The 18,689-nt window shown below is 59.4% G+C and carries 25 protein-coding genes and 1 tRNA gene; 1 reads left to right on the forward strand and 25 read right to left on the reverse strand.

Annotated features, from left to right (window positions below):
* Positions 1-198: 198 nt before the first annotated feature.
* On the forward strand, positions 199-405 hold the full coding sequence (locus tag AC1DUB_RS11770) for a dodecin (protein WP_011481474.1): 207 nt from the start codon (positions 199-201) through the stop codon (positions 403-405).
* 319 nt (positions 406-724) lie between these two features.
* Here AC1DUB_RS11770 and AC1DUB_RS11775 read toward each other — a convergent pair whose 3' ends face one another.
* From AC1DUB_RS11775 to AC1DUB_RS11895, 25 genes are all read right to left on the reverse strand, one after another.
* Positions 725-1,414, reverse strand: a complete 690-nt coding sequence (locus AC1DUB_RS11775; RefSeq protein ID WP_477729640.1) for a DUF2894 domain-containing protein — start codon at positions 1,412-1,414, stop codon at positions 725-727.
* A 70-nt stretch (positions 1,415-1,484) separates the two neighbouring features.
* Positions 1,485-2,147 (reverse strand): OmpA family protein, encoded by a 663-nt coding sequence (locus AC1DUB_RS11780; protein WP_477729641.1) that lies wholly within the window; start codon positions 2,145-2,147, stop codon positions 1,485-1,487.
* Positions 2,144-4,315 carry a DUF802 domain-containing protein gene (locus AC1DUB_RS11785; RefSeq protein ID WP_477729642.1) on the reverse strand — a complete coding sequence of 724 codons (2,172 nt, stop codon included), beginning with the start codon at positions 4,313-4,315 and terminating at the stop codon, positions 2,144-2,146. Before AC1DUB_RS11785 ends, AC1DUB_RS11780 begins: the two co-directional genes overlap by 4 nt.
* Positions 4,312-5,103: a DUF3348 domain-containing protein gene (locus tag AC1DUB_RS11790; RefSeq protein ID WP_477729643.1), complete on the reverse strand. Its 792-nt coding sequence runs from the start codon at positions 5,101-5,103 to the stop codon at positions 4,312-4,314. Before AC1DUB_RS11790 ends, AC1DUB_RS11785 begins: the two co-directional genes overlap by 4 nt.
* A 312-nt stretch (positions 5,104-5,415) precedes the next feature.
* Positions 5,416-5,492: transfer RNA gene (locus tag AC1DUB_RS11795), tRNA-Met, on the reverse strand.
* Between the two features lie 18 nt (positions 5,493-5,510).
* Positions 5,511-5,909 (reverse strand): 50S ribosomal protein L17, encoded by a 399-nt coding sequence (gene rplQ / locus AC1DUB_RS11800; RefSeq protein WP_011481469.1) that lies wholly within the window; start codon positions 5,907-5,909, stop codon positions 5,511-5,513.
* A gap of 82 nt (positions 5,910-5,991) precedes the next feature.
* Positions 5,992-6,981, reverse strand: a complete 990-nt coding sequence (locus tag AC1DUB_RS11805) for a DNA-directed RNA polymerase subunit alpha (protein WP_011481468.1) — start codon at positions 6,979-6,981, stop codon at positions 5,992-5,994.
* A gap of 96 nt (positions 6,982-7,077) precedes the next feature.
* Positions 7,078-7,701, reverse strand: coding sequence for a 30S ribosomal protein S4 (gene rpsD, locus AC1DUB_RS11810; RefSeq protein WP_477718938.1), 624 nt, complete (start codon positions 7,699-7,701; stop codon positions 7,078-7,080).
* A 128-nt stretch (positions 7,702-7,829) separates the two neighbouring features.
* On the reverse strand, positions 7,830-8,234 hold the full coding sequence (gene rpsK / locus AC1DUB_RS11815; RefSeq protein WP_007869288.1) for a 30S ribosomal protein S11: 405 nt from the start codon (positions 8,232-8,234) through the stop codon (positions 7,830-7,832).
* Between the two features lie 13 nt (positions 8,235-8,247).
* Complete coding sequence (rpsM, locus tag AC1DUB_RS11820) at positions 8,248-8,613, reverse strand: 30S ribosomal protein S13 (RefSeq protein ID WP_011481466.1); 366 nt, start codon at positions 8,611-8,613, stop codon at positions 8,248-8,250.
* Positions 8,614-8,638: 25 nt separating this feature from the next.
* Positions 8,639-8,752 carry a 50S ribosomal protein L36 gene (rpmJ, locus tag AC1DUB_RS11825; protein ID WP_011481465.1) on the reverse strand — a complete coding sequence of 38 codons (114 nt, stop codon included), beginning with the start codon at positions 8,750-8,752 and terminating at the stop codon, positions 8,639-8,641.
* 28 nt (positions 8,753-8,780) lie between these two features.
* The gene (gene infA, locus AC1DUB_RS11830) at positions 8,781-8,999 is read right to left on the reverse strand and encodes a translation initiation factor IF-1 (RefSeq protein ID WP_007869286.1); all 219 of its coding nucleotides are present in this window, start codon (positions 8,997-8,999) and stop codon (positions 8,781-8,783) included.
* An 18-nt stretch (positions 9,000-9,017) separates the two neighbouring features.
* Positions 9,018-10,337 (reverse strand): preprotein translocase subunit SecY, encoded by a 1,320-nt coding sequence (gene secY / locus AC1DUB_RS11835; RefSeq protein WP_477729644.1) that lies wholly within the window; start codon positions 10,335-10,337, stop codon positions 9,018-9,020.
* A gap of 20 nt (positions 10,338-10,357) precedes the next feature.
* The gene (rplO, locus tag AC1DUB_RS11840; protein ID WP_011481463.1) at positions 10,358-10,789 is read right to left on the reverse strand and encodes a 50S ribosomal protein L15; all 432 of its coding nucleotides are present in this window, start codon (positions 10,787-10,789) and stop codon (positions 10,358-10,360) included.
* 13 nt (positions 10,790-10,802) lie between these two features.
* Positions 10,803-10,985 (reverse strand): 50S ribosomal protein L30, encoded by a 183-nt coding sequence (rpmD, locus tag AC1DUB_RS11845; protein WP_011481462.1) that lies wholly within the window; start codon positions 10,983-10,985, stop codon positions 10,803-10,805.
* A 12-nt stretch (positions 10,986-10,997) separates the two neighbouring features.
* Positions 10,998-11,516: a 30S ribosomal protein S5 gene (gene rpsE, locus AC1DUB_RS11850; protein ID WP_011481461.1), complete on the reverse strand. Its 519-nt coding sequence runs from the start codon at positions 11,514-11,516 to the stop codon at positions 10,998-11,000.
* Between the two features lie 17 nt (positions 11,517-11,533).
* Positions 11,534-11,899, reverse strand: a complete 366-nt coding sequence (gene rplR / locus AC1DUB_RS11855) for a 50S ribosomal protein L18 (protein WP_007869273.1) — start codon at positions 11,897-11,899, stop codon at positions 11,534-11,536.
* 11 nt (positions 11,900-11,910) lie between these two features.
* Positions 11,911-12,444: a 50S ribosomal protein L6 gene (gene rplF / locus AC1DUB_RS11860; protein WP_477718935.1), complete on the reverse strand. Its 534-nt coding sequence runs from the start codon at positions 12,442-12,444 to the stop codon at positions 11,911-11,913.
* 24 nt (positions 12,445-12,468) lie between these two features.
* A complete protein-coding gene (rpsH, locus tag AC1DUB_RS11865; protein ID WP_122954342.1) occupies positions 12,469-12,864 on the reverse strand; it encodes a 30S ribosomal protein S8 in 396 nt (131 codons plus the stop codon).
* An 18-nt stretch (positions 12,865-12,882) separates the two neighbouring features.
* Positions 12,883-13,188 (reverse strand): 30S ribosomal protein S14, encoded by a 306-nt coding sequence (gene rpsN, locus AC1DUB_RS11870; protein ID WP_293405188.1) that lies wholly within the window; start codon positions 13,186-13,188, stop codon positions 12,883-12,885.
* Between the two features lie 8 nt (positions 13,189-13,196).
* Positions 13,197-13,736, reverse strand: a complete 540-nt coding sequence (gene rplE / locus AC1DUB_RS11875) for a 50S ribosomal protein L5 (RefSeq protein ID WP_477718934.1) — start codon at positions 13,734-13,736, stop codon at positions 13,197-13,199.
* 2 nt (positions 13,737-13,738) lie between these two features.
* The gene (gene rplX, locus AC1DUB_RS11880; protein WP_477729645.1) at positions 13,739-14,059 is read right to left on the reverse strand and encodes a 50S ribosomal protein L24; all 321 of its coding nucleotides are present in this window, start codon (positions 14,057-14,059) and stop codon (positions 13,739-13,741) included.
* A 9-nt stretch (positions 14,060-14,068) separates the two neighbouring features.
* Entirely contained in the window at positions 14,069-14,437 is a 369-nt protein-coding gene (gene rplN / locus AC1DUB_RS11885) for a 50S ribosomal protein L14 (protein ID WP_477729646.1), read from the reverse strand.
* Between the two features lie 454 nt (positions 14,438-14,891).
* Positions 14,892-16,499: a glycerol-3-phosphate dehydrogenase/oxidase gene (locus AC1DUB_RS11890; RefSeq protein WP_477729647.1), complete on the reverse strand. Its 1,608-nt coding sequence runs from the start codon at positions 16,497-16,499 to the stop codon at positions 14,892-14,894.
* 28 nt (positions 16,500-16,527) lie between these two features.
* Positions 16,528-18,651 carry a TIM-barrel domain-containing protein gene (locus tag AC1DUB_RS11895; RefSeq protein ID WP_477729648.1) on the reverse strand — a complete coding sequence of 708 codons (2,124 nt, stop codon included), beginning with the start codon at positions 18,649-18,651 and terminating at the stop codon, positions 16,528-16,530.
* Between the last annotated feature and the right edge of the window lie 38 nt (positions 18,652-18,689).

An 18,689-nucleotide genomic window follows, 5' to 3' on the forward strand; every position in this document is an offset into this window, starting at 1 on the left:
AAGCCGCGACCCGATCGGAAAGCAGCCTGATCGATGAAGACTCACCCGGCATGCACGGGTAGATTTTTCGCCTGCCTTCATCGATCGGGCTCGGTTTTTTGCGTTTGCAGGGCGGGCACTGACTCACGGCTTCATGCTTGTGGTTCCAATACAAAACCCTTAAGCTTTGACAGACCGATCAACTCCTGGGAGCGACACATGAGCAGCCATGTCTACAAGCAGCTTGAACTCACCGGTTCCTCCGCCACCAGCATCGAAGATGCCGTGAGCACCGCCATTGCCAAGGCACATGAGACGGTGCGAAACATCCAGTGGTTCACCGTCACCGAAACGCGTGGCCATGTGGTCGACGGCAAGGTGGCGCACTGGCAGGTTTCAATGAAGATCGGCTTCACGCTGGAATAGTCGCCAGGACAGAGACATTGCGGCGTGCCGGCAAGGGGCGCCATCGATGAAGGCTGTAGCGGCCTCGACTTGATCTCGCCAGACTCGGCAGGCCCCTGCCGAAGCATCGTGCTGAAGACTGAACGCTGATGGAATTTGAGGCGTGCAGCCTGACAGACAGCCCAAAACAATCTTTACCCAAAGACAAAAACGCGCACATGTGACTAAGGGGGAGATGCTCGCCGCCAACGACAAGGCGCGTCCGCAACTCACCAGTTTTACGCGCTCACCTTCTGAGCGACGACCGGCCAGCAGGACCCAGAGCACATGCAACTCGCCTTCATTTTTTTTGCCGGCTTCGACGCGCCGGTTTCGCCTTCACCGGCGTGTATTTCTGGTTTGCCTGATCGAGCCACAGCAAGGTGTCCACATGCGACAGAAAGCGCCGCAGGTAGTCGGGTGACAGTTTGCGCATCAACGCAAGGGAACGAAGCACCAGCATGTGCGAATTCAGCGGGCCGGCGTTGACAGGCCCTCGCCCGACGGCCTGGTCCACCTGGTCTTCGGCAGCAATCCTGGACCACGCCTCCCTGAAGCGACGGACGCTCGCCATTTCAGAACTGGCCTCCATGTCGCTGACCAGACGGCTCCCAGGACCGCTCGCCAGGCGGTGATCGATGCCGTCCTGCTTCACGTTCTGGATGTACTGGTTCAGCTGGGCCAGCGGCGCGCAGGGTCTGTTGAACGCCGATTGCGCGCCCAGCCGGCGCATGCCCCTGTAATCGCCTGCCGCGAAAAGCCGGTGCAGTTCACGGGCCTGGTCCGGATGCCTGGCTGACAGGCTCGCCAACTCGGCGCTGGCGGCGTTCTGCGCCTGCCTGAAGCGTTCGCCATAGTCCGTCAGCGCAATTTTGAGCTTGCCTTCCAGGATGCGTCGCACCTCGCCTGGCGCTGTGTCCATGCGCTGCGACAGCAGCTCCAGGTAATGAAAGCGCGCGGGATCGAGGCGCTGGGCTCCTTCGTTTCGCAAGGACGCATGCCACGACAGGAGCAACTTTTCTCCGTCCTGCTGCGAATGAGTCATTTCGGCGCGCCCCGGCTCACTCATGGCTGGAAGGGGTGGAGGGTTTCACATTGGCGGACTTGGGCACCGGCGCCATTTCCACGCGCCGGTTCAGCGCGCGTCCCTTTTCATCCGTGTTGGAGGCCACCGGCTGCGCTGCGCCAAAGGCCGCGGCAAAGGCCCGGGACGACGGCATGCCTTCCTCGATCAGGGCACGGGTCACCGTCAGGGCGCGCTGGGCCGACAGCTCCAGGTTGTCCGCAAAGCGCTGGTTGCCTTCCTGGATGGGCTTGTCGTCGGTAAAGCCGCTCACCATCAACAGTTCATCGCGCTCACCCAGGTAGACCTGCAAGGGGGGCACGAGACTCTTCAACAGCAGCCGGCCGTCGGGACGCAACTGGTCCGAGTTCAGGGGGAACAACACGCTGCCACTGATGCCAATGCGTCCGTTGTTCAGCGTGACCCGGCCCGTTGCCAGCGGAATGGCCAGGGCCTTTTCCAGGGCAATGCGGCGCTGCTCCTCCACCCGGCGCTTTTGCACCTCCGCCTCCAGATTGGTCATCAGGTCCATCTGGACCACCAGCACCCCGACCAGGATCAGCACGAAAGCGCCCAGCAAGCCCGACATCAGGTCTCCGAAAACGGCCCAGACCGGCGCGGTCTGCTCCATGCCGTCGCCCCTTTCGTCAAGGTCGATCATCCAGCGACTCCCTCGGACTGCGAGGCTTGCTTGCTGTGGAGCTGGCGCAGGTCTTCGACAATGCCCTGCTGCGACGTGATGCTGAGGTCGATGACCTCGCGCGCCTGCGCCACGTAGTAGGCGAGTTGTTCGTCACTTCGCGCCATGGACTGGTTCATGGTGCCTTCCATGCGCTGCAGGCTTTCAATCAGCTTCTCGTTGGTCGCGTTGAAAAGCTGGACGCCATGGTTGAAGGATTCGCCCAAGCTAGCCAGCTCGACCGCGCTGCCGGTGACGTGCGCCGCCATGGTCTCCGCCTTGCCGGCCTGTGCCCCCATCGTTTCAGCAAACTGGCTGCCGGCCTTGTCCAGCACAGCTGCCGCCGAGCCCACCAGCGACTCGATCGCCGCGCGCTGTTCGCCCGCGGCCTGGTTGATGGTCTGGAGCAGCGCATTGATCTTGTCCATCACGGCGGTGCGCTCCTCTAGCGCAAGGTTGTCCTGCTCGGCGATCCGGCTTATTTCCTGACGCAATTGCGCAATCACGCCAGCCGCCGCCTGGGGTACCTCGGAGGCCGTTTGCATAAGGCGGGTCATGGGCGCTTCCAGCGCGGCGCCCAGCGTGGCCAGATGCGTGGCCAGCGCTGCCTGCAGTTCGCCCAACCGCTCGACGGCGGCGTTGCCGCGCGTTGCTTCTTCTTCCCTGAGCGCACCGAGTTCGGTGCGCCACACACTGGCCAGCTGGTCCATGCGGTCGCCGTGCTGCTTCATCCAGTCGGCCTCCGAATCCATGCGCGAACGAATGAGCGCTTCGGACTGGGCCAACAGCCGCGTCATGTCGGCGAGTGTCCGGCTGGCCTGATCGCTGCTGCGCTGGGTGATCTCGCCGGCGGTCTTCTCCAGCGTCTGGCAGACGGCCTGCTGTTGGGCGAGCGACTGCGCCCCGACACGCTGCCATTCACCGTGCAGCGTGGCCGCCATGGACTCCATCGCCTGCGTCCAGGCCTGCAGCCTCTGCCGATCCGCCGAGGCCTGGTCCGATTGCGACCTGGACACGGCCTCGTTGACCGTGGCCAGCAACGCGCCGGAGCGCTGCTCGAAGGTGTCCGTGAAGGCCGCCAGTGCCCGGTCCAGGCCATTGACCTGGCTTTCGCTGGTCCGTGCATGATTCTGGAGAGCCGTCGTCCAGGTCTCGGACACGGTGCGTGTGGTGGCGCTGAACTGGGCCGAGAGGCCCTTCAACTGGGTCTGCGCTGCGTCGCTCACGCGCTCGTGCAGGCGTTTCGATTCCTGCGCAATTTCCGTCATCGCCGCCTCCACCACGGGCTTGATGCTCTCGCCCGCCATGCGCGCGCTGGCCGTCAGGCTGTCGTTCAGCGACAGCCCGACGGTGTCGGCCAGACCGGTGTAGGCGACGCTCACCTCACGGTGGAATTGCGCCTGACTGCCCAGCAGCTGCTCGTTCAACTGCTGGCTCCGGCGTTCCATTCCCTCCATCATGGCCTGCAACTTGTCGACCACGTCGGGCAAGGCGTACGCCTGCACCTGCAGCGCCTTGAAGGTTTCCTGACGCTGATGGGCGAGCGAAAACGGCCGAAAGACGGTCGCAATACGGGAGTCCAGCTGCCGCGCGACGTCTACCCTCTCGCGGCGGCTGATGGCCGACAGCAGGCCCAGCATGGCCGACGCGGCCACCCCGGCCACCGAGGTGCCAAATGCAAGCCCCAGGCCCTTGATGGGTGCGGCTAGCGCCGACCGGATGGCGTGAAGATCCGTCGAGCCCTCCAGAGCGAACACGGCCCCCTTGAAGGTCACGACCATGCCCAGGAAGGTGCCGAGCATCCCCAGCATCACCAGCAGCCCCACCAGGTACGGTGTCAGCGCAGGGCCCGGCAAGGCGACCCGTTCACCCTCGATCCGCAAACGCACGGAGTTTTGCAGGGAAGGGTGTACGCCGACTAGCCAGACGCCGATGTCCGGCAGCGGCTGAGGAATGTCGGCAAGCGCCGCCGCCAGCGAGGCTGTGGCAGCGCGAAACTGTCTGAGTTCAAACGCGCCCAGCAAATAGACCCCGGCAATCACCGCCGTCATGACCAGGGCGATCCAGCTCGAACCGACAAACCCCAACCCCACCCAGGTCACGGTCATCAGACCGATGGCGAAGGCGACTGCAAAAAAAATCCTGTTCATTGGTACTTCTTAACCTCGTTGCTGAATGCTTCAATCAATCCCACGACCGGCTGCAGCCGGACCTCCAGTTCCGCCAGCAAGACCTCCTGCATCTCCTTGCCGAAGACGTCCAGCCACCCGCCCGGTTGTCGCCACAAGGCCGGGTCGTCCTGCTGCTGCGCAAGGTCGAGCCCGAGCTGATGGGTTTTGCGCAAATGCCCGAAACGTCGCTCAAGCAGCACAGGCACCGTTGACAGCAGTTTTTGCTCCCGACCACCAAGCATCTGCTCCATCACGGCATCGAAGGTTGCCAGCTGCCCGAGTTGGGGAGAAGCCTTCGCGATGGCTTGCCGGACATGGACACGCAATGCATCAATCCTCAATGCCATGTGGCGTTGCTGGTCGAGGTAACGCTGGTGATACGGTGCATATCCAGCGTCCGTTTTCGTGGCGGCTTCTGGCTGGGGTATCGGGTTCCTGAGTTGTTTTCCGCTGGCAGGGGATGCACTGCTTGCTGTGATGGCCTTCACCAAGGCTGTTCGCACCCGATGAAATTCTTCTTCCAGAGCGAAGGTTCTGCCCAACAGCGCATCCGATGGTTTCTCTTCGTCAACCGTCTTGATCGACTGGTGCGCCGCATGAAGCGTGATGCCATCGAAAACGTCCAACCACAGGCCCAATCGTTCCGCAAAGTCCTGCCTCGACGCCTCAACATCCACGGAGGCCAAATCACTGAGCAAGCGAACGAGTCTTGCGCTGCTGAAATTCCTGGGCAAATACATTCCTTTGACGTTGAAACGTGGGAACAAAGTCTGTCGGACTCTACATAAGTAGCCAAAGTCATCGAAAACATGGCCCCTGTCGAGACCACCACCGCAGACACCGCAAAAAGACGCCTTTGAAATAAGGTCTGTCGGAACTTGAACCGAACCGCCCCCTACGACCAGAAACGCTCATCAGTCGGTCAGTGACACGGCTACCTGCAGAAATAGCCAATGGTCACTGCTGAATTTTGAGAAATTTTGTGGCACAGGCTGGGCACGATATGGGCACAGAGTGGGCACAAAGCAAAACGCCCACATGAAGTGGGCGTTTGCTACCAGCCTTGACGGCTTGGATGTTGGTTGCGCGGGCAAGATTTGAACTTACGACCTTTGGGTTATGAGCCCAACGAGCTACCAGGCTGCTCCACCGCGCGATATGTCTCTATTGTACCTTACTCTGCCTTCGCCGCGTCAGCGGTAGTGTCTTCTATTTCAGGACGATCCACCAATTCGACCAAAGCCATGGGTGCATTGTCGCCAACGCGAAAGCCCATCTTCAGAATACGGGTGTAGCCACCAGGACGGGCCTTGTAGCGTGGGCCAAGTTCTGCAAACAGCTTGACCACCATGTCGCGGTCGCGCAGGCGGTCGAACGCGAGACGCTTGTTGGCCACCGTTGGCTCTTTGGCCAGCGTGATCATCGGTTCCACCACACGGCGCAATTCCTTGGCCTTTGGCAGGGTGGTCTTGATGACTTCGTGCTGAAGCAGCGAGTTCATCATGTTGCGCAGCATGGCGAGGCGGTGCTCGCTGGTGCGGTTCAGTTTACGTAGTCCGTGTCCGTGTCGCATGGTGATTTCCTTTTTAATAATCAGGCAGCCGTATCAGGTACTGCCCGTGCGCCATCTCTTCGAAGATGGTCAGTTTTACAAATTAACGTTTGTCCAGGCCTGCAGGTGGCCAGCTCTCCAGGCGCATGCCCAGAGTCAAGCCGCGGGAAGCCAGCACTTCCTTGATCTCGTTAAGAGATTTCCGTCCGAGATTGGGAGTCTTGAGCAGCTCATTTTCAGTGCGCTGAATCAGATCGCCAATGTAGTAAATGTTTTCTGCTTTCAGGCAGTTTGCCGAACGCACCGTGAGCTCAAGCTCGTCGACAGGGCGCAACAGGATGGGATCAAACTGCTGCGAGCTGCGCTGCACCGGTGCATCAAATGCCGCCAGTTCATTGCCTTCCAGCTGAGCGAACACAGCCAGCTGCTCAACGAGAATCTTCGCCGATGCGCGGACAGCATCCTCAGCGGTCACTGCACCATTGGTTTCAATTTCGAGGACCAGCTTGTCCAGGTCCGTGCGCTGCTCAACGCGGGCGCTTTCGACGGTGTAGCTCACGCGCTTGACCGGGGAAAACGAAGCGTCCAGCACAATGCGGCCGATGGATTTCGGTGACTCATCGCCATAGCGACGCATGGTGCCCGGCACATAGCCACGGCCATTCTCAACCTTGATCTGCATGTCGATCTTGCCGCCGTGCGACAGATTCACGATCACATGTTCAGGGTTGATGATTTCCACATCGTGCGGCGTCTGGATATCGGCCGCGGTCACAGGACCTTCGCCGTCTTTGCGCAGGCTGAGGGTCACTTCGTCGCGGTTGTGGAGCTTGAACACCACACCTTTGAGGTTCAACAGGATATTGACGACATCTTCCTGCACGCCGTCGATGGACGAGTACTCATGCAGAACGCCGGCAATGGTCACTTCAGTGGCGGCATGGCCAACCATGGAGGACAACAACACACGGCGCAGGGCATTGCCCAGCGTGTGGCCGTAGCCACGCTCAAATGGCTCCAGAGTCACCTTGGCGCGATTCGCGCCAAGCTGCTCCACATTGATGGTTTTAGGTTTCAACAAATTGGTCTGCATGCAGTCTTCCTCTCAATACCCTCGGTTCGTTACACCGATAAGGCCGGCGAAGCACACCCTGGCGATACGGTGCCCCGTATCGCAGGAACGAAAAAATTAGCGCGAGTACAACTCGACGATCAACGATTCGTTGACGTCGGCTGCAAATTCGTCGCGGTCAGGAACCTTCTTGAAGGTGCCTTCGCCCTTGTCGGCGTTCACATCGACCCAGGCCGGCAGGCCGACCTGTTTTGCGAGCTCGAGCGCTTCGGTGATGCGGGTCTGCTTCTTCGACTTGTCGCGCACGGCGATGACGTCGCCGGCCTTGACCATGTACGAAGGAATGTTGACCGAACCGCCGTTGACCGTGATGGCCTTGTGCGACACCAGTTGGCGCGCTTCAGCGCGGGTCGAACCAAAGCCCATGCGGTACACCACGTTGTCCAGGCGGCATTCCAGGATGAACAACAGGTTGGCGCCGGTGTTGCCCTTGCGGCGATCGGCTTCCTCGAAATAGCGGCGGAACTGCTTCTCCAGCACGCCGTACATGCGCTTGACCTTCTGCTTTTCGCGCAGCTGCAGGCCGAAGTCGGAAGTACGGGTACCTGAAGTACGACCGTGCTGGCCGGGCTTCGAATCAAATTTGGCCTTGTCGCTGATGGCGCGGCGTGCGCTCTTCAGGAAAAGGTCGGTGCCTTCACGGCGGGATAGTTTGGCCTTGGGGCCGAGATAGCGTGCCACTTGAGTGTCCTTGTGTCATCTGCTGCATTGCTGCAGGAGCCTTCGGTGTGAACCTAACGGCGGTGGGCTTGATAAAAAATGCCTGACCTGGCTGACTGCAAGGCAATCAACCAGAGCAGGCAAGGCAATTAAATGCGGCGGCGCTTTTGTGGGCGGCAGCCGTTGTGCGGAACCGGGGTAACGTCGGCAATCGAATTGATCCGGATGCCCAGCGCGCCCAATGCACGGACGGAAGATTCACGTCCGGGACCTGGGCCCTTGATTTCAACGTCAAGATTCTTGATGCCCTGCTCAATGGCAGCGCGGCCAGCCACCTCGGATGCAACCTGCGCTGCAAAAGGCGTCGACTTGCGCGAACCTTTGAAACCCTGACCACCGGAAGAAGCCCAGGACAATGCATTGCCCTGGCGATCCGTGATGGTGATGATCGTGTTGTTGAAAGAAGCGTGGACGTGGGCAATGCCATCCGCCACGTTCTTGCGTACTTTCTTGCGAACGCGCTGTGCGGCGTTATTGCTTGGTGATTTTGCCATGACGACCTCTCAATTATTTCTTCAAAGCAGCAGCGGCCTTGCGCGGACCCTTGCGGGTGCGGGCATTGGTCCGTGTGCGCTGGCCACGCATGGGCAGGCCGCGACGATGGCGGAAACCACGGTAGCAGCCGATGTCCATCAGGCGCTTGATGTTCATCGTGGTTTCACGACGCAAATCGCCCTCGATGGTGAACAGAGCAATCTGGTCACGGATTTTTTCCAGATCGCCGTCAGTCAGATCTTTGATTTTTTTCGAATAGGCGATATCACATGCTTCGCAAATCTTGCGAGCGCGTGTGCGACCTATGCCGAAAATTGCAGTCAAGCCGATTTCGGCGTGCTGCTGCGGCGGAATATTGATACCAGCGATACGTGCCATGTGCGTCCTCTAAATCTCTTGAAAATCAGCCTTGGCGCTGCTTGTGACGCGGATCCGTGCAGATCACGCGTACAACGCCCTTGCGGCGGATGATTTTACAGTTGCGGCAAATTTTCTTGACCGAAGCTGAAACTCTCATTTCTTTCTCCTAAACTTTCTCTTTGTGCTTACTTGGCACGGAACACAATTCGTGCTCGCGATAAATCGTATGGTGTCAATTCAACTGTCACCTTGTCACCGGGAAGAATGCGGATGTAGTGCATGCGCATTTTTCCCGAGATGTGTCCAAGTACAACGTGTCCATTTTCCAGCTTCACCCTGAAAGTTGCATTGGGAAGGTTTTCAACGACCTCCCCCTGCATCTGAATCACATCGTCTTTAGACATATCCCATCAAATATCCGGTTAACCGCCCAGTGACGTCTTGAAATTCGCCTTTTTAAGCAACGACTCATACTGTTGCGACATCATGTAATTCTGTACCTGGGCCATGAAATCCATGGTGACCACCACAATGATCATCAACGACGTGCCACCAAAATAAAACGGCACGTTGTATTTCAAAATCAAAAACTCTGGCAACAGGCACACAAACGTGATGTACACCGCGCCGGCCAAGGTCAAACGAACCAGAATCTTGTCGATATACCGGGCCGTCTGGTCACCCGGACGTATGCCTGGAATGAACGCACCGCTCTTTTTCAGGTTGTCTGCCGTTTCACGGCTGTTAAACACCAGGGCTGTGTAAAAGAAGCAGAAAAACACAATCGCACTGGCATACAACATCACGTAAATGGGCTGGCCTGGTGTCAATGTGCCGGCAATGTCTTTCAGCCAGCGCATGCTTTCACCCGAACTAAACCATCCAACGACCGTCGCCGGCAGCAAAATGATGGAGGAAGCGAAGATCGGCGGAATCACGCCTGCCATATTCAGCTTCAGCGGCAAGTGCGAAGACTGCCCGCCATACACCTTGTTGCCCACCTGGCGGCGGGCGTAATTCACCAGAATCTTGCGCTGCCCCCGCTCGATAAACACCACAAAATACGTCACAAACACCACGACGGCCACGATCACGATCGCCACCAGGATGCTCATCGCCCCGGTACGTACCAGTTCCAGCAGGCCACCCATGGCGTTCGGCAACCCTGCCGCAATACCTGCAAAGATCAGAATCGAAATACCGTTACCCAGACCACGCTCGGTGATCTGCTCACCCAGCCACATCAGGAACATCGTTCCAGCGGTCAGGCTGAAGACCGCCGTCATCCGGAAGCCAAAACCAGGCACCAGAACCAGCCCGGGTGAGCTTTCGAGTGCCACGGCGATACCCATCGACTGAAACAGGGCCAACCCCAGTGTTCCGTAGCGTGTGTACTGCGTGATCTTGCGGCGACCGGCTTCGCCTTCTTTTTTCATCTGCTCGAACGTCGGCACAACATACGTGAGCAGTTGCATGATGATCGAGGCCGAGATGTACGGCATGATGCCCAGGGCAAACACCGTGAATCGCGCCAAGGCACCACCGGAGAACATATTGAACAAGTTCAGTATGCCGCCCTGCTGGCCTTTGAAAAGCTCTTTCAGCTGGCCAGGGTCAATACCCGGCACCGGGATGTGCGCGCCAATGCGGTACACCACCAGGGCCAGCAGCAAAAACACAAGCCTGTTGCGCAAATCACCGTACTTGCCGGTTTTCGCAATTTGAGCCGAGCTGGTTGCCACTGATTAATCCAGTCAGGTATTTAAGCGACGGAGCCGCCGGCGGCTTCAATAATGGCCTTGGCACCCGCCGTGGCAGAAATGCCGTTCAGCTTGACAGCCTTGGACAGTTCACCCGACTTGATGACCTTGACGTTCTTGGCGAGCTGACCCACCAGACCGGCAGTCTTCAGCGCCAGCAGATCCACTTCGGCCAGGCCGAGCTGCTCCAGCGCGCTCAGGGTGACCTCGGCGTTGAACTTGAGCAGATGCGACTTGAAGCCGCGCTTGGGCAAGCGGCGCTGCATGGGCATTTGACCGCCCTCGAAGCCCACCTTGTGATACCCGCCAGCGCGTGACTTCTGGCCTTTATGACCACGTCCAGCCGTTTTACCCAGGCCCGAACCAATGCCGCGACCGACACGTCGTTTGGCATGTTTTGCGCCCAGGCTAGGCTTGATTCCGTTCAATTCCATGTTGAGTCTCCGCTCAGATAACCTTGACCAGATAACTGATCTTGTTGATCATGCCGCGCACCGCGGGCGTGTCCTGCAATTCGCTGACGCTGTTGACACCGCGCAGGCCCAAGCCGCGCACAGTTGCGCGGTGTGATTCCTTGGTGCCAATCGGGCTGCGAACCAGCTGGACTTTTACTTTGGCTTCTTTGGTCATTTCAATGCTGCCTTAGCCGAAGATTTCTTCGACCGATTTACCACGCTTGGCCGCTATTTCAGAAGCCGTGGTGGAATTGTTCAGTGCATCCATCGTGGCGCGCACCATGTTGTAAGGGTTGCTCGAACCATGGCTCTTGGCCACGATGTCGGTGATGCCCATCACTTCAAAAACAGCGCGCATCGGGCCGCCGGCGATGATGCCGGTACCCTTGGGAGCCGGCGCCATCATGACGTTGGCGGCACCCCAGTGGCCGAATACATTGTGGTGGATGGTGCCGTTTTTCAACGAGACCTTGGTCATGTTGCGGCGCGCTTCTTCCATGGCCTTTTGCACGGCTGCAGGCACTTCTTTTGACTTGCCCTTGCCCATGCCAACGCGGCCGTCACCGTCGCCAACCACTGTGAGTGCGGCGAAACCGAGAATACGGCCGCCCTTCACCACTTTGGTGACGCGGTTGACCGCGATCATTTTTTCCTTCAGACCATCGTCTGGAGCGTCGTTTTGCGATTTTGCTTGAAACTTAGCCATACTTAATTCCAGTCTGCTTAGAACTGCAAACCAGCTTCGCGAGCCGCATCAGCCAGCGCTTTGACGCGGCCGTGGTACGCAAAACCGGCGCGATCAAACGCCACTTTTTCCACACCTGCTGCTTTTGCCTTTTCGGCAATACGCTTGCCAATGGCCTGCGCAGCAGCAACGTTTCCACCTTTACCCGAGGCGCCAATTTCCTTGCGCACTTCCACTTCCGCGGTGGATGCAGCAGCCAGGACCTTGGTGCCGTCGCCAGAAATGACACTGGCGTAAATATGCAGATTGGTGCGATTCACGGTCAGACGGGCAACACCTTGCGTGGCGATGCGGATCCGGGTCTGGCGTGAACGACGAAGGCGCTGCTCTTTTTTGGTCAACATGATGCAGCTCCTTATTTCTTCTTGGTTTCTTTGATCGTGATCTTCTCATCCGAATAACGGATGCCCTTGCCCTTGTAAGGCTCGGGAGGACGAACTGCGCGCACTTCGGCGGCAATCTGGCCTACACGCTGACGGTCAGAACCCTTGATCACCACCTCGGTGGGCGTTGGGGTTGCGACGGTGATGCCAGCAGGCATGTCCATGATCACAGGATGCGAGTAACCCACGGTGAGGTTCAGCTTGGCGCCTTGCGCCTGGGCCTTGTAACCCACGCCGATCAGGCTGAGCTTTTTCTCGAAGCCCTTGGTGACACCCGTCACCATGTTGTTCACGAGCTGGCGCATCGTGCCGCTCATGGCATTGGCTTCACGCGAGTCATTGGCAGGCGCAAACGTCAGCTTGCCGGCATCATTCTTGATGGTGACAAGCGCATTTTGCGTCAGCGCCAAGGCGCCGAGAGCGCCCTTGACATTAATCTGGTCGTCTTTGATTGCCACATCCACACCCTGGGGTACGGTAACCGGCATTTTTCCTACACGAGACATTTCAGTTTCTCCTCAATGCCGCCGTTAGGCCACGTAGCACAGCACTTCACCACCGATGCCGGTAGCGCGCGCCTTGCGATCAGTCATGACACCCTGGGGCGTCGTGACAATTGCCACACCAAGGCCGTTCATGACCTGGGGAATGGCGCCATGACCTTTGTAGACACGCAGGCCCGGGCGGCTGACGCGCTCAATGCGCTCAATCACGGGACGGCCTGCGTAATACTTCAGGGCGATTTCCAGTTGGGACTTGCCTTCGTCGGTCTTGACGGAGAAGCCATCGATATAGCCCTCGTCTTTCAACACCTGCGCGATGGCAACCTTGACTTTTGACGATGGCACCAGCACAACGGCTTTTTCAACCATTTGTGCATTCCGGATGCGCGTCAGCATGTCGGCGATAGGATCACTCATACTCATTTGCGGTTCTCCTATTGCTTACCAGCTTGCCTTGGTGATACCAGGGATATCACCAGCAAAAGCCAATTCACGAATCTTGGCGCGAGCCAGGCCGAATTGACGGAACGTACCGCGCGGGCGACCCGTGATTTCGCAGCGGTTACGCTGGCGAGTCGGGTTGGCGTTGCGGGGCAACTTTTGCAGCTCGAGGCGAGCCAGCTGACGCTCTTCATCGGAGCGCTTGGCATCGTTGGACGTCGCCTTGAGTTCAGCGTATTTCTTGGCGAACTTGGCCGCGAGTTTTTCGCGCTTCAGTTCACGTTGCAGTAAAGCTTGTTTTGCCATGTCCCGCCTCAGTTCTTGAACGGAAAACGGAAGGCGGTGAGGAGTGCCTTGCACTCTTCATCGGTCTTGGCCGTTGTGGTGATGCTGATATTGAGACCGCGCAGGGCGTCGACCTTGTCGTACTCAATTTCAGGGAAAATGATCTGCTCTTTCACGCCGATGTTGTAATTTCCGCGGCCATCAAAGGCGCGACCGGAAATACCACGGAAGTCACGAACACGCGGCAGGGCCACGGTCACGAAACGATCGAGGAACTCATACATCTGCACGCCGCGCAGCGTCACCATGCAGCCAATGGGCAGGTCTTCGCGGATCTTGAAACCGGCGATAGCCTTTTTGGCCTTGGTCACAACAGGCTTCTGGCCGGCAATCTTGGCCATGTCGCTCACAGCGTTGTCCATGACCTTCTTGTCTGCAACAGCCTCGCTCACACCCATGTTGAGCGTGATCTTGGTGATGCGCGGAACCTGCATGGGCGAGGTGTAGCCGAATTTCTCAATCAGGCTGGGCGCGATTTTTTCGCGGTATTGATCTTGCAAGCGTGCCATGTTTATGCAGCCTTAATTTCGTCGCCGCTGGACTTGAAGACGCGCACTTTTTTGCCGTCTGCCAACAACTTGATGCCAACCCGATCCGCCTTGCCCGTTGCGGCATTGAAAATGGCCACATTGGACTGGTGAATCGGCATGCTTTTCTCGACAATGCCGCCGGTGGCGCCCTTGAGCGGGTTGGGCTTGGTGTGTTTTTTCACCAGGTTGATCCCATCCACCAGCACATGGCTGTCGTCTTTGCGCAGCGAAACCGTGCCGCGCTTGCCTTTATCGCGACCTGCGATCACGATGACTTCGTCGCCTTTGCGAATCTTGTTCATGGGGCGTCCTTACAGAACTTCAGGAGCCAGAGACACGATCTTCATGAACTTCTCAGTGCRCAACTCGCGCGTCACTGGTCCGAAGATGCGGGTGCCGATAGGCTCCAGCTTGGCGTTAAGCAACACTGCCGCGTTGCCATCGAATTTGACGAGCGAACCATCGCCGCGGCGAATGCCCTTGGCGGTGCGAACGACCACAGCACTGTAAACCTCGCCTTTTTTGACGCGGCCACGGGGAGCGGCTTCTTTGATACTCACCTTGATGACATCACCAACGCTGGCGTACCGGCGCTTGGATCCGCCCAGCACCTTGATGCACATCACGGATTTAGCACCCGTGTTGTCAGCAACATCGAGTTTGGATTGCGTTTGAATCATTTAAATTTAGTCCCAACTTGCACCAGAAAGCCGCATTGCAAAATCCTCGGATCCCGCAAGCCACAGCCCAGTCAGTCTTGGGCCCGTCGTCCACATCACAAACCACTTGCAATGCTTCCGCTGGGCAGAATTCTTCGCCTTTTTCACAGCGAAGCCCACGATTATGGCCAAATCCCAAAGCACTGTCAACTGCCTCTTGTGAAAATAACCCCACAATTACAGCCAGAGGCGCCCGCCGGGGCCGGCAGACCAACCGGGTGGCGCATTCGGGGAAACGCCCGCTACGTCCGGGCCCGCGCAAGGCCAGCGACGATATTTACGGGCAAATCGGGCCTTGGCCCAATATTCACCGGAATAGATAGCTACTAAAAGAGTAGCAAAACCCGCTTCATGGTTGGCGTCATGATTGAGTTGCCGTGATGGGGGCCGGCCGGATGGCGCAGGGCTGCCGGCTTCAGTCGGGCAAGCTGAGGTACTGGCCACAAAGCGCCTGAAATGCCTCCAGCTGCGGATCGACCCCGTTTTCCTGCAGAAGGAGTGCCGCCACCCCGGGCGCCAGCGACCGGGCCTGGGCCGCGTCCAGGAACAGCAGGCGGGAGCGACGAGCCAGCACGTCTTCCACGCAACGCGCGTACTCGTAACGGGCAGCAAACCGCACCATGGCTTCCGTCAGCCCCCCTCCCAGTTCATGGTCGGCGCCCGGCAGGCCCTGCACGGCTGCGACTTCACTTCCGTACAAGTGAACGCCCGGCGCATCACTGATTTTATGGCTGCTATCCTGAGCGCCCACTAACTTAAGGTGTGCGGTCACCGTACCCGCACGCCTCGGGAGCAGGCCCGCGCCAAAGCAGGTGTCCAGCACATCCTCAGCCATGGCCCGGTAAGTGGTCCACTTGCCCCCGGTCACTGTGACCAGACCGCTATTGCTGACCCGCACCGTGTGTTCACGCGACAGGGCCTGGGTTCTCTCCGCATGGTCATCAGACGGCTTGACCAGGGGCCGCAGGCCGACCCAGATGCTTTTGATGTCGGACGGGCCGGGCGCGCGGCTCAGGTAGCGCGCCGATTCGCGCAGTATGAAATCAACCTCTTCCTTGAACGGCAGCGGCTCGCGGGCCAAATCATGCCGCGGCGTATCGGTGGTCCCCAAAATGATTTTACCCAGCCAGGGCACGGCAAACAGCACCCGGCCATCAGCCGTTTTGGGAATCAGCATCGCGTGGTCGGACGGTAAAAACGACCGGTCCACCACGATGTGCACGCCCTGGCTGGGTGCGACCATGGGTTGGGCTTCGCGGCCTGTCGCCTGCCCGTCCTGCAAGCGCAGCTGGTCGACCCAGACACCCGCCGCATTCACCACGCATTTGGCCTTGATCTCAAAAAGGCGACCTGTTTCCTGGTCCTGCGCGTGAAGGCCCACCAGTTTGCCGTTTTCATGAATCAACCCCGTGGCGGCACAGTAATTGACCAGCAGCGCGCCCTGGCGGGCGGCGGTGCGGGCCAGAGCCAGGGCCAGGCGCGCGTCGTCAAACTGGCCGTCCCAGTACTTGACGCCGCCCCTGAGGCGTCCATTGGGTCCTTGCGACTGCACCGTGGGGAGGTAGCCCAGCGTTTCGGTTCGGCTCAAAAACTCCGTTGGTCCCAGTCCGGCCTTGCCGGCCAGGGCGTCGTACATCTTCAGGCCCACGCCATAAAAAGGCGCTTCCCAGAACTTATAAGAAGGCATGACAAAAGCCAGGGGCTGCGCCAGGTGCGGCGCATTGGCCAGCAGCGTGGTGCGCTCGTGCAAGGCCTCGCGCACCAATGAAATATTGCCTTGCGCCAGATAGCGCACACCACCATGGACCAGCTTGGTAGCCCGCGACGAGGTGCCTTTGGCAAAGTCGTGCGATTCGACCAGCACGACAGAGAACCCGCGCGCCGCGGCATCAAGCGCCACGCCCAGGCCGGTGGCGCCGCCGCCGATGATGGCGATGTCGTACTGGCAGGGTTGGGCCAGCCGGGCGATCAGGTCATGGCGCCGCGTCGGCAGCGGCGTGGATTCAAGTGAAATGGGCCTCATTTTCCGTAGTGGGTTTTGCAGAGCTTCCCTAGCCCGAAAAACTCCGCACTCCGCTCACCGGATCGCCATGGTGATGACGGCCTGCGACGCCGGCCGCTACCGGAATCGACGCACCGGAACGGGCAAACAAGGGCAGCGTGGACAGTGGCGCCGCGACCGTGTGCACCTGGCCGGCCTCGAAGCGTGCACCGGTGTGGAAGTCAAACCACGCCTGGGGACCTTTGGGCAGGTAGACACTGCGTGACGTGGCGCCAGCGTGCACCACCGGAGCGACAAGCAGTGCATCACCGAGCATGAAGTCGTCGCTGTCGGCGAAACATTGCGCGTCGTCAGGAAAGTCATAAAAGGTCGGGCGAATGATGGGTTGGTGCAGACTGTGGGCGCGCTCGAAGAGAGACCACAAATACGGCATCAGGGTGTAACGCAGCCGGATCGCCGCAGCCACATCAGCCGTCACGGCCGGGTGCAGCCAGGGCACGTTGACGGTGCCGTCCGCTTTCCAGGAGTTCATCACCATGCGCGGATTCAGGCTACACGCCTGCACCCAGCGCAAAAACAGTTCTGGGTCAGGTGTCGGGCCCGCGAAGCCGCCGACGTCATGGCCCACGTTGAACATGCCCGACAGGGACATTTGCAGGCCAGTGCGGATGTTCCAGCGCAAGGTTTCCCAACTGGTGGTGTTGTCGCCGGTCCAGGTTTGCGCGTAGCGTTGGAGCCCTGGAGGGCCGCCACGCGTGACGGTGAATACCTCTTCGTCGGGGCGGTGCGCGGCCTGCGCCTCAAAGGTTGCACGCGTCATCAGCAAGGGATGCAGGGGGCGTGCGCGGTGCATCGGGATGGCTTCGCCAAAACCATGGCACATGGCACCATCGTCCATGATGGCGTATTCGTTGTTGTCGTTCCAGCCGGTATCGATTCCATAGTCGAGCACCTGCTCCTGCAGGTTTTTTTGCCACCAAGCCACGGCCGAGGGATGGGTGAAGTCGAGGTGGGCACCGACGCCGTCCCAGAATTGCTCCACCACGGGTTGCCCGCTTTGGGCGTCGTGGATAAAGCCGCCCTGCGCGCGCACTTCGCTATAGGCAGGGTGGTCATCGAGCAGGCAGGGCTTGATATTGGCCACCACATGCATGCCGGCATCATGGAACCTGGCGTTCAGCGACTTCGGGTCAGGGAACTTGTCGGTATTCCAGGTGAACACATAGCGGCGCTTCCCGCGCGACGAGTAACCCGAGCCGTAATGGAACGACGAACACGCGATGCCCTCGGCTTCAATGCGCGTTATGAAGGCATCGAGTTGCTTTTGCGCGTCGCTCGCATCGGTCAGCCCCATCGCCGTTTGGGCAAACCCCAGCGACCAGCGCGGCGGCAAATGGGTGCCGCCGATCAGGCGCACAAACTGCGAGATCACCTCGCCGGGGGTGTTCCCCACCATGATGTAGTAGTCCAGGTCGCCGTCATCGATTTCGACATAGCGAAATAGCTCGTGGTAGTTGTCGTGTTCGCAGCCCAGGTCGAATGTGCACGCCGACAAGGTGTCGTAATAGATACCCCACCACTGGCCGCCGGGGGCACGCGTCAGCACAAATGGCCAGTGTTTGTACAGCGGATCGCCTTTTTTCGGGTCGTAGCCCAGAGAGTCCAGCGCCAGCGTGCGCAAGCGCCTGCCATGCAGGTCGAGCGGCCCGGTCTTGTCGCCCAGCCCGTAGTACCGCTCGGTGCGGTCGCGCTGCAAATAGTGCCGGACGGCGCCGGTGCGCTGACTCGCGAAATACGACGAGGTCGCCCGGTCGCTGAAGAGCACTCGTCCCTGGCTGTCCTGCCACGACAAGGTCAGCGGATCTTCCTTCACCGTCACCGAGAGAGCGCTGGTACGCAAAGTCACCTCTCCGGCCTGCTCGATCACCTGTGCGCCTGGGCGACTGAATCCGCCGGTGTCGTCGCGCTGGCGCCCGGACCATGCGACGTCCTCGCCGGCGTGCGGCGCGATGGCCCAGGTGCGCGGCTCCCGGTAGCCGGACGCTGGTTTGCAGCGCACGCGAACCATGGCGGATTCCAGCACCTGAATGCTGAAGCCAGCGCCGCCTTCGATCGACAGATCGACGCCGTGTTCGTGCGCTTGGGTGACGCGGGCGCGTCCGAATGTCTTCATTGGTTTCTCCTGTTGAATGATTTGCCCATGACCGGGTA

This window comes from Polaromonas sp. P4_F9 (assembly GCF_056401235.1).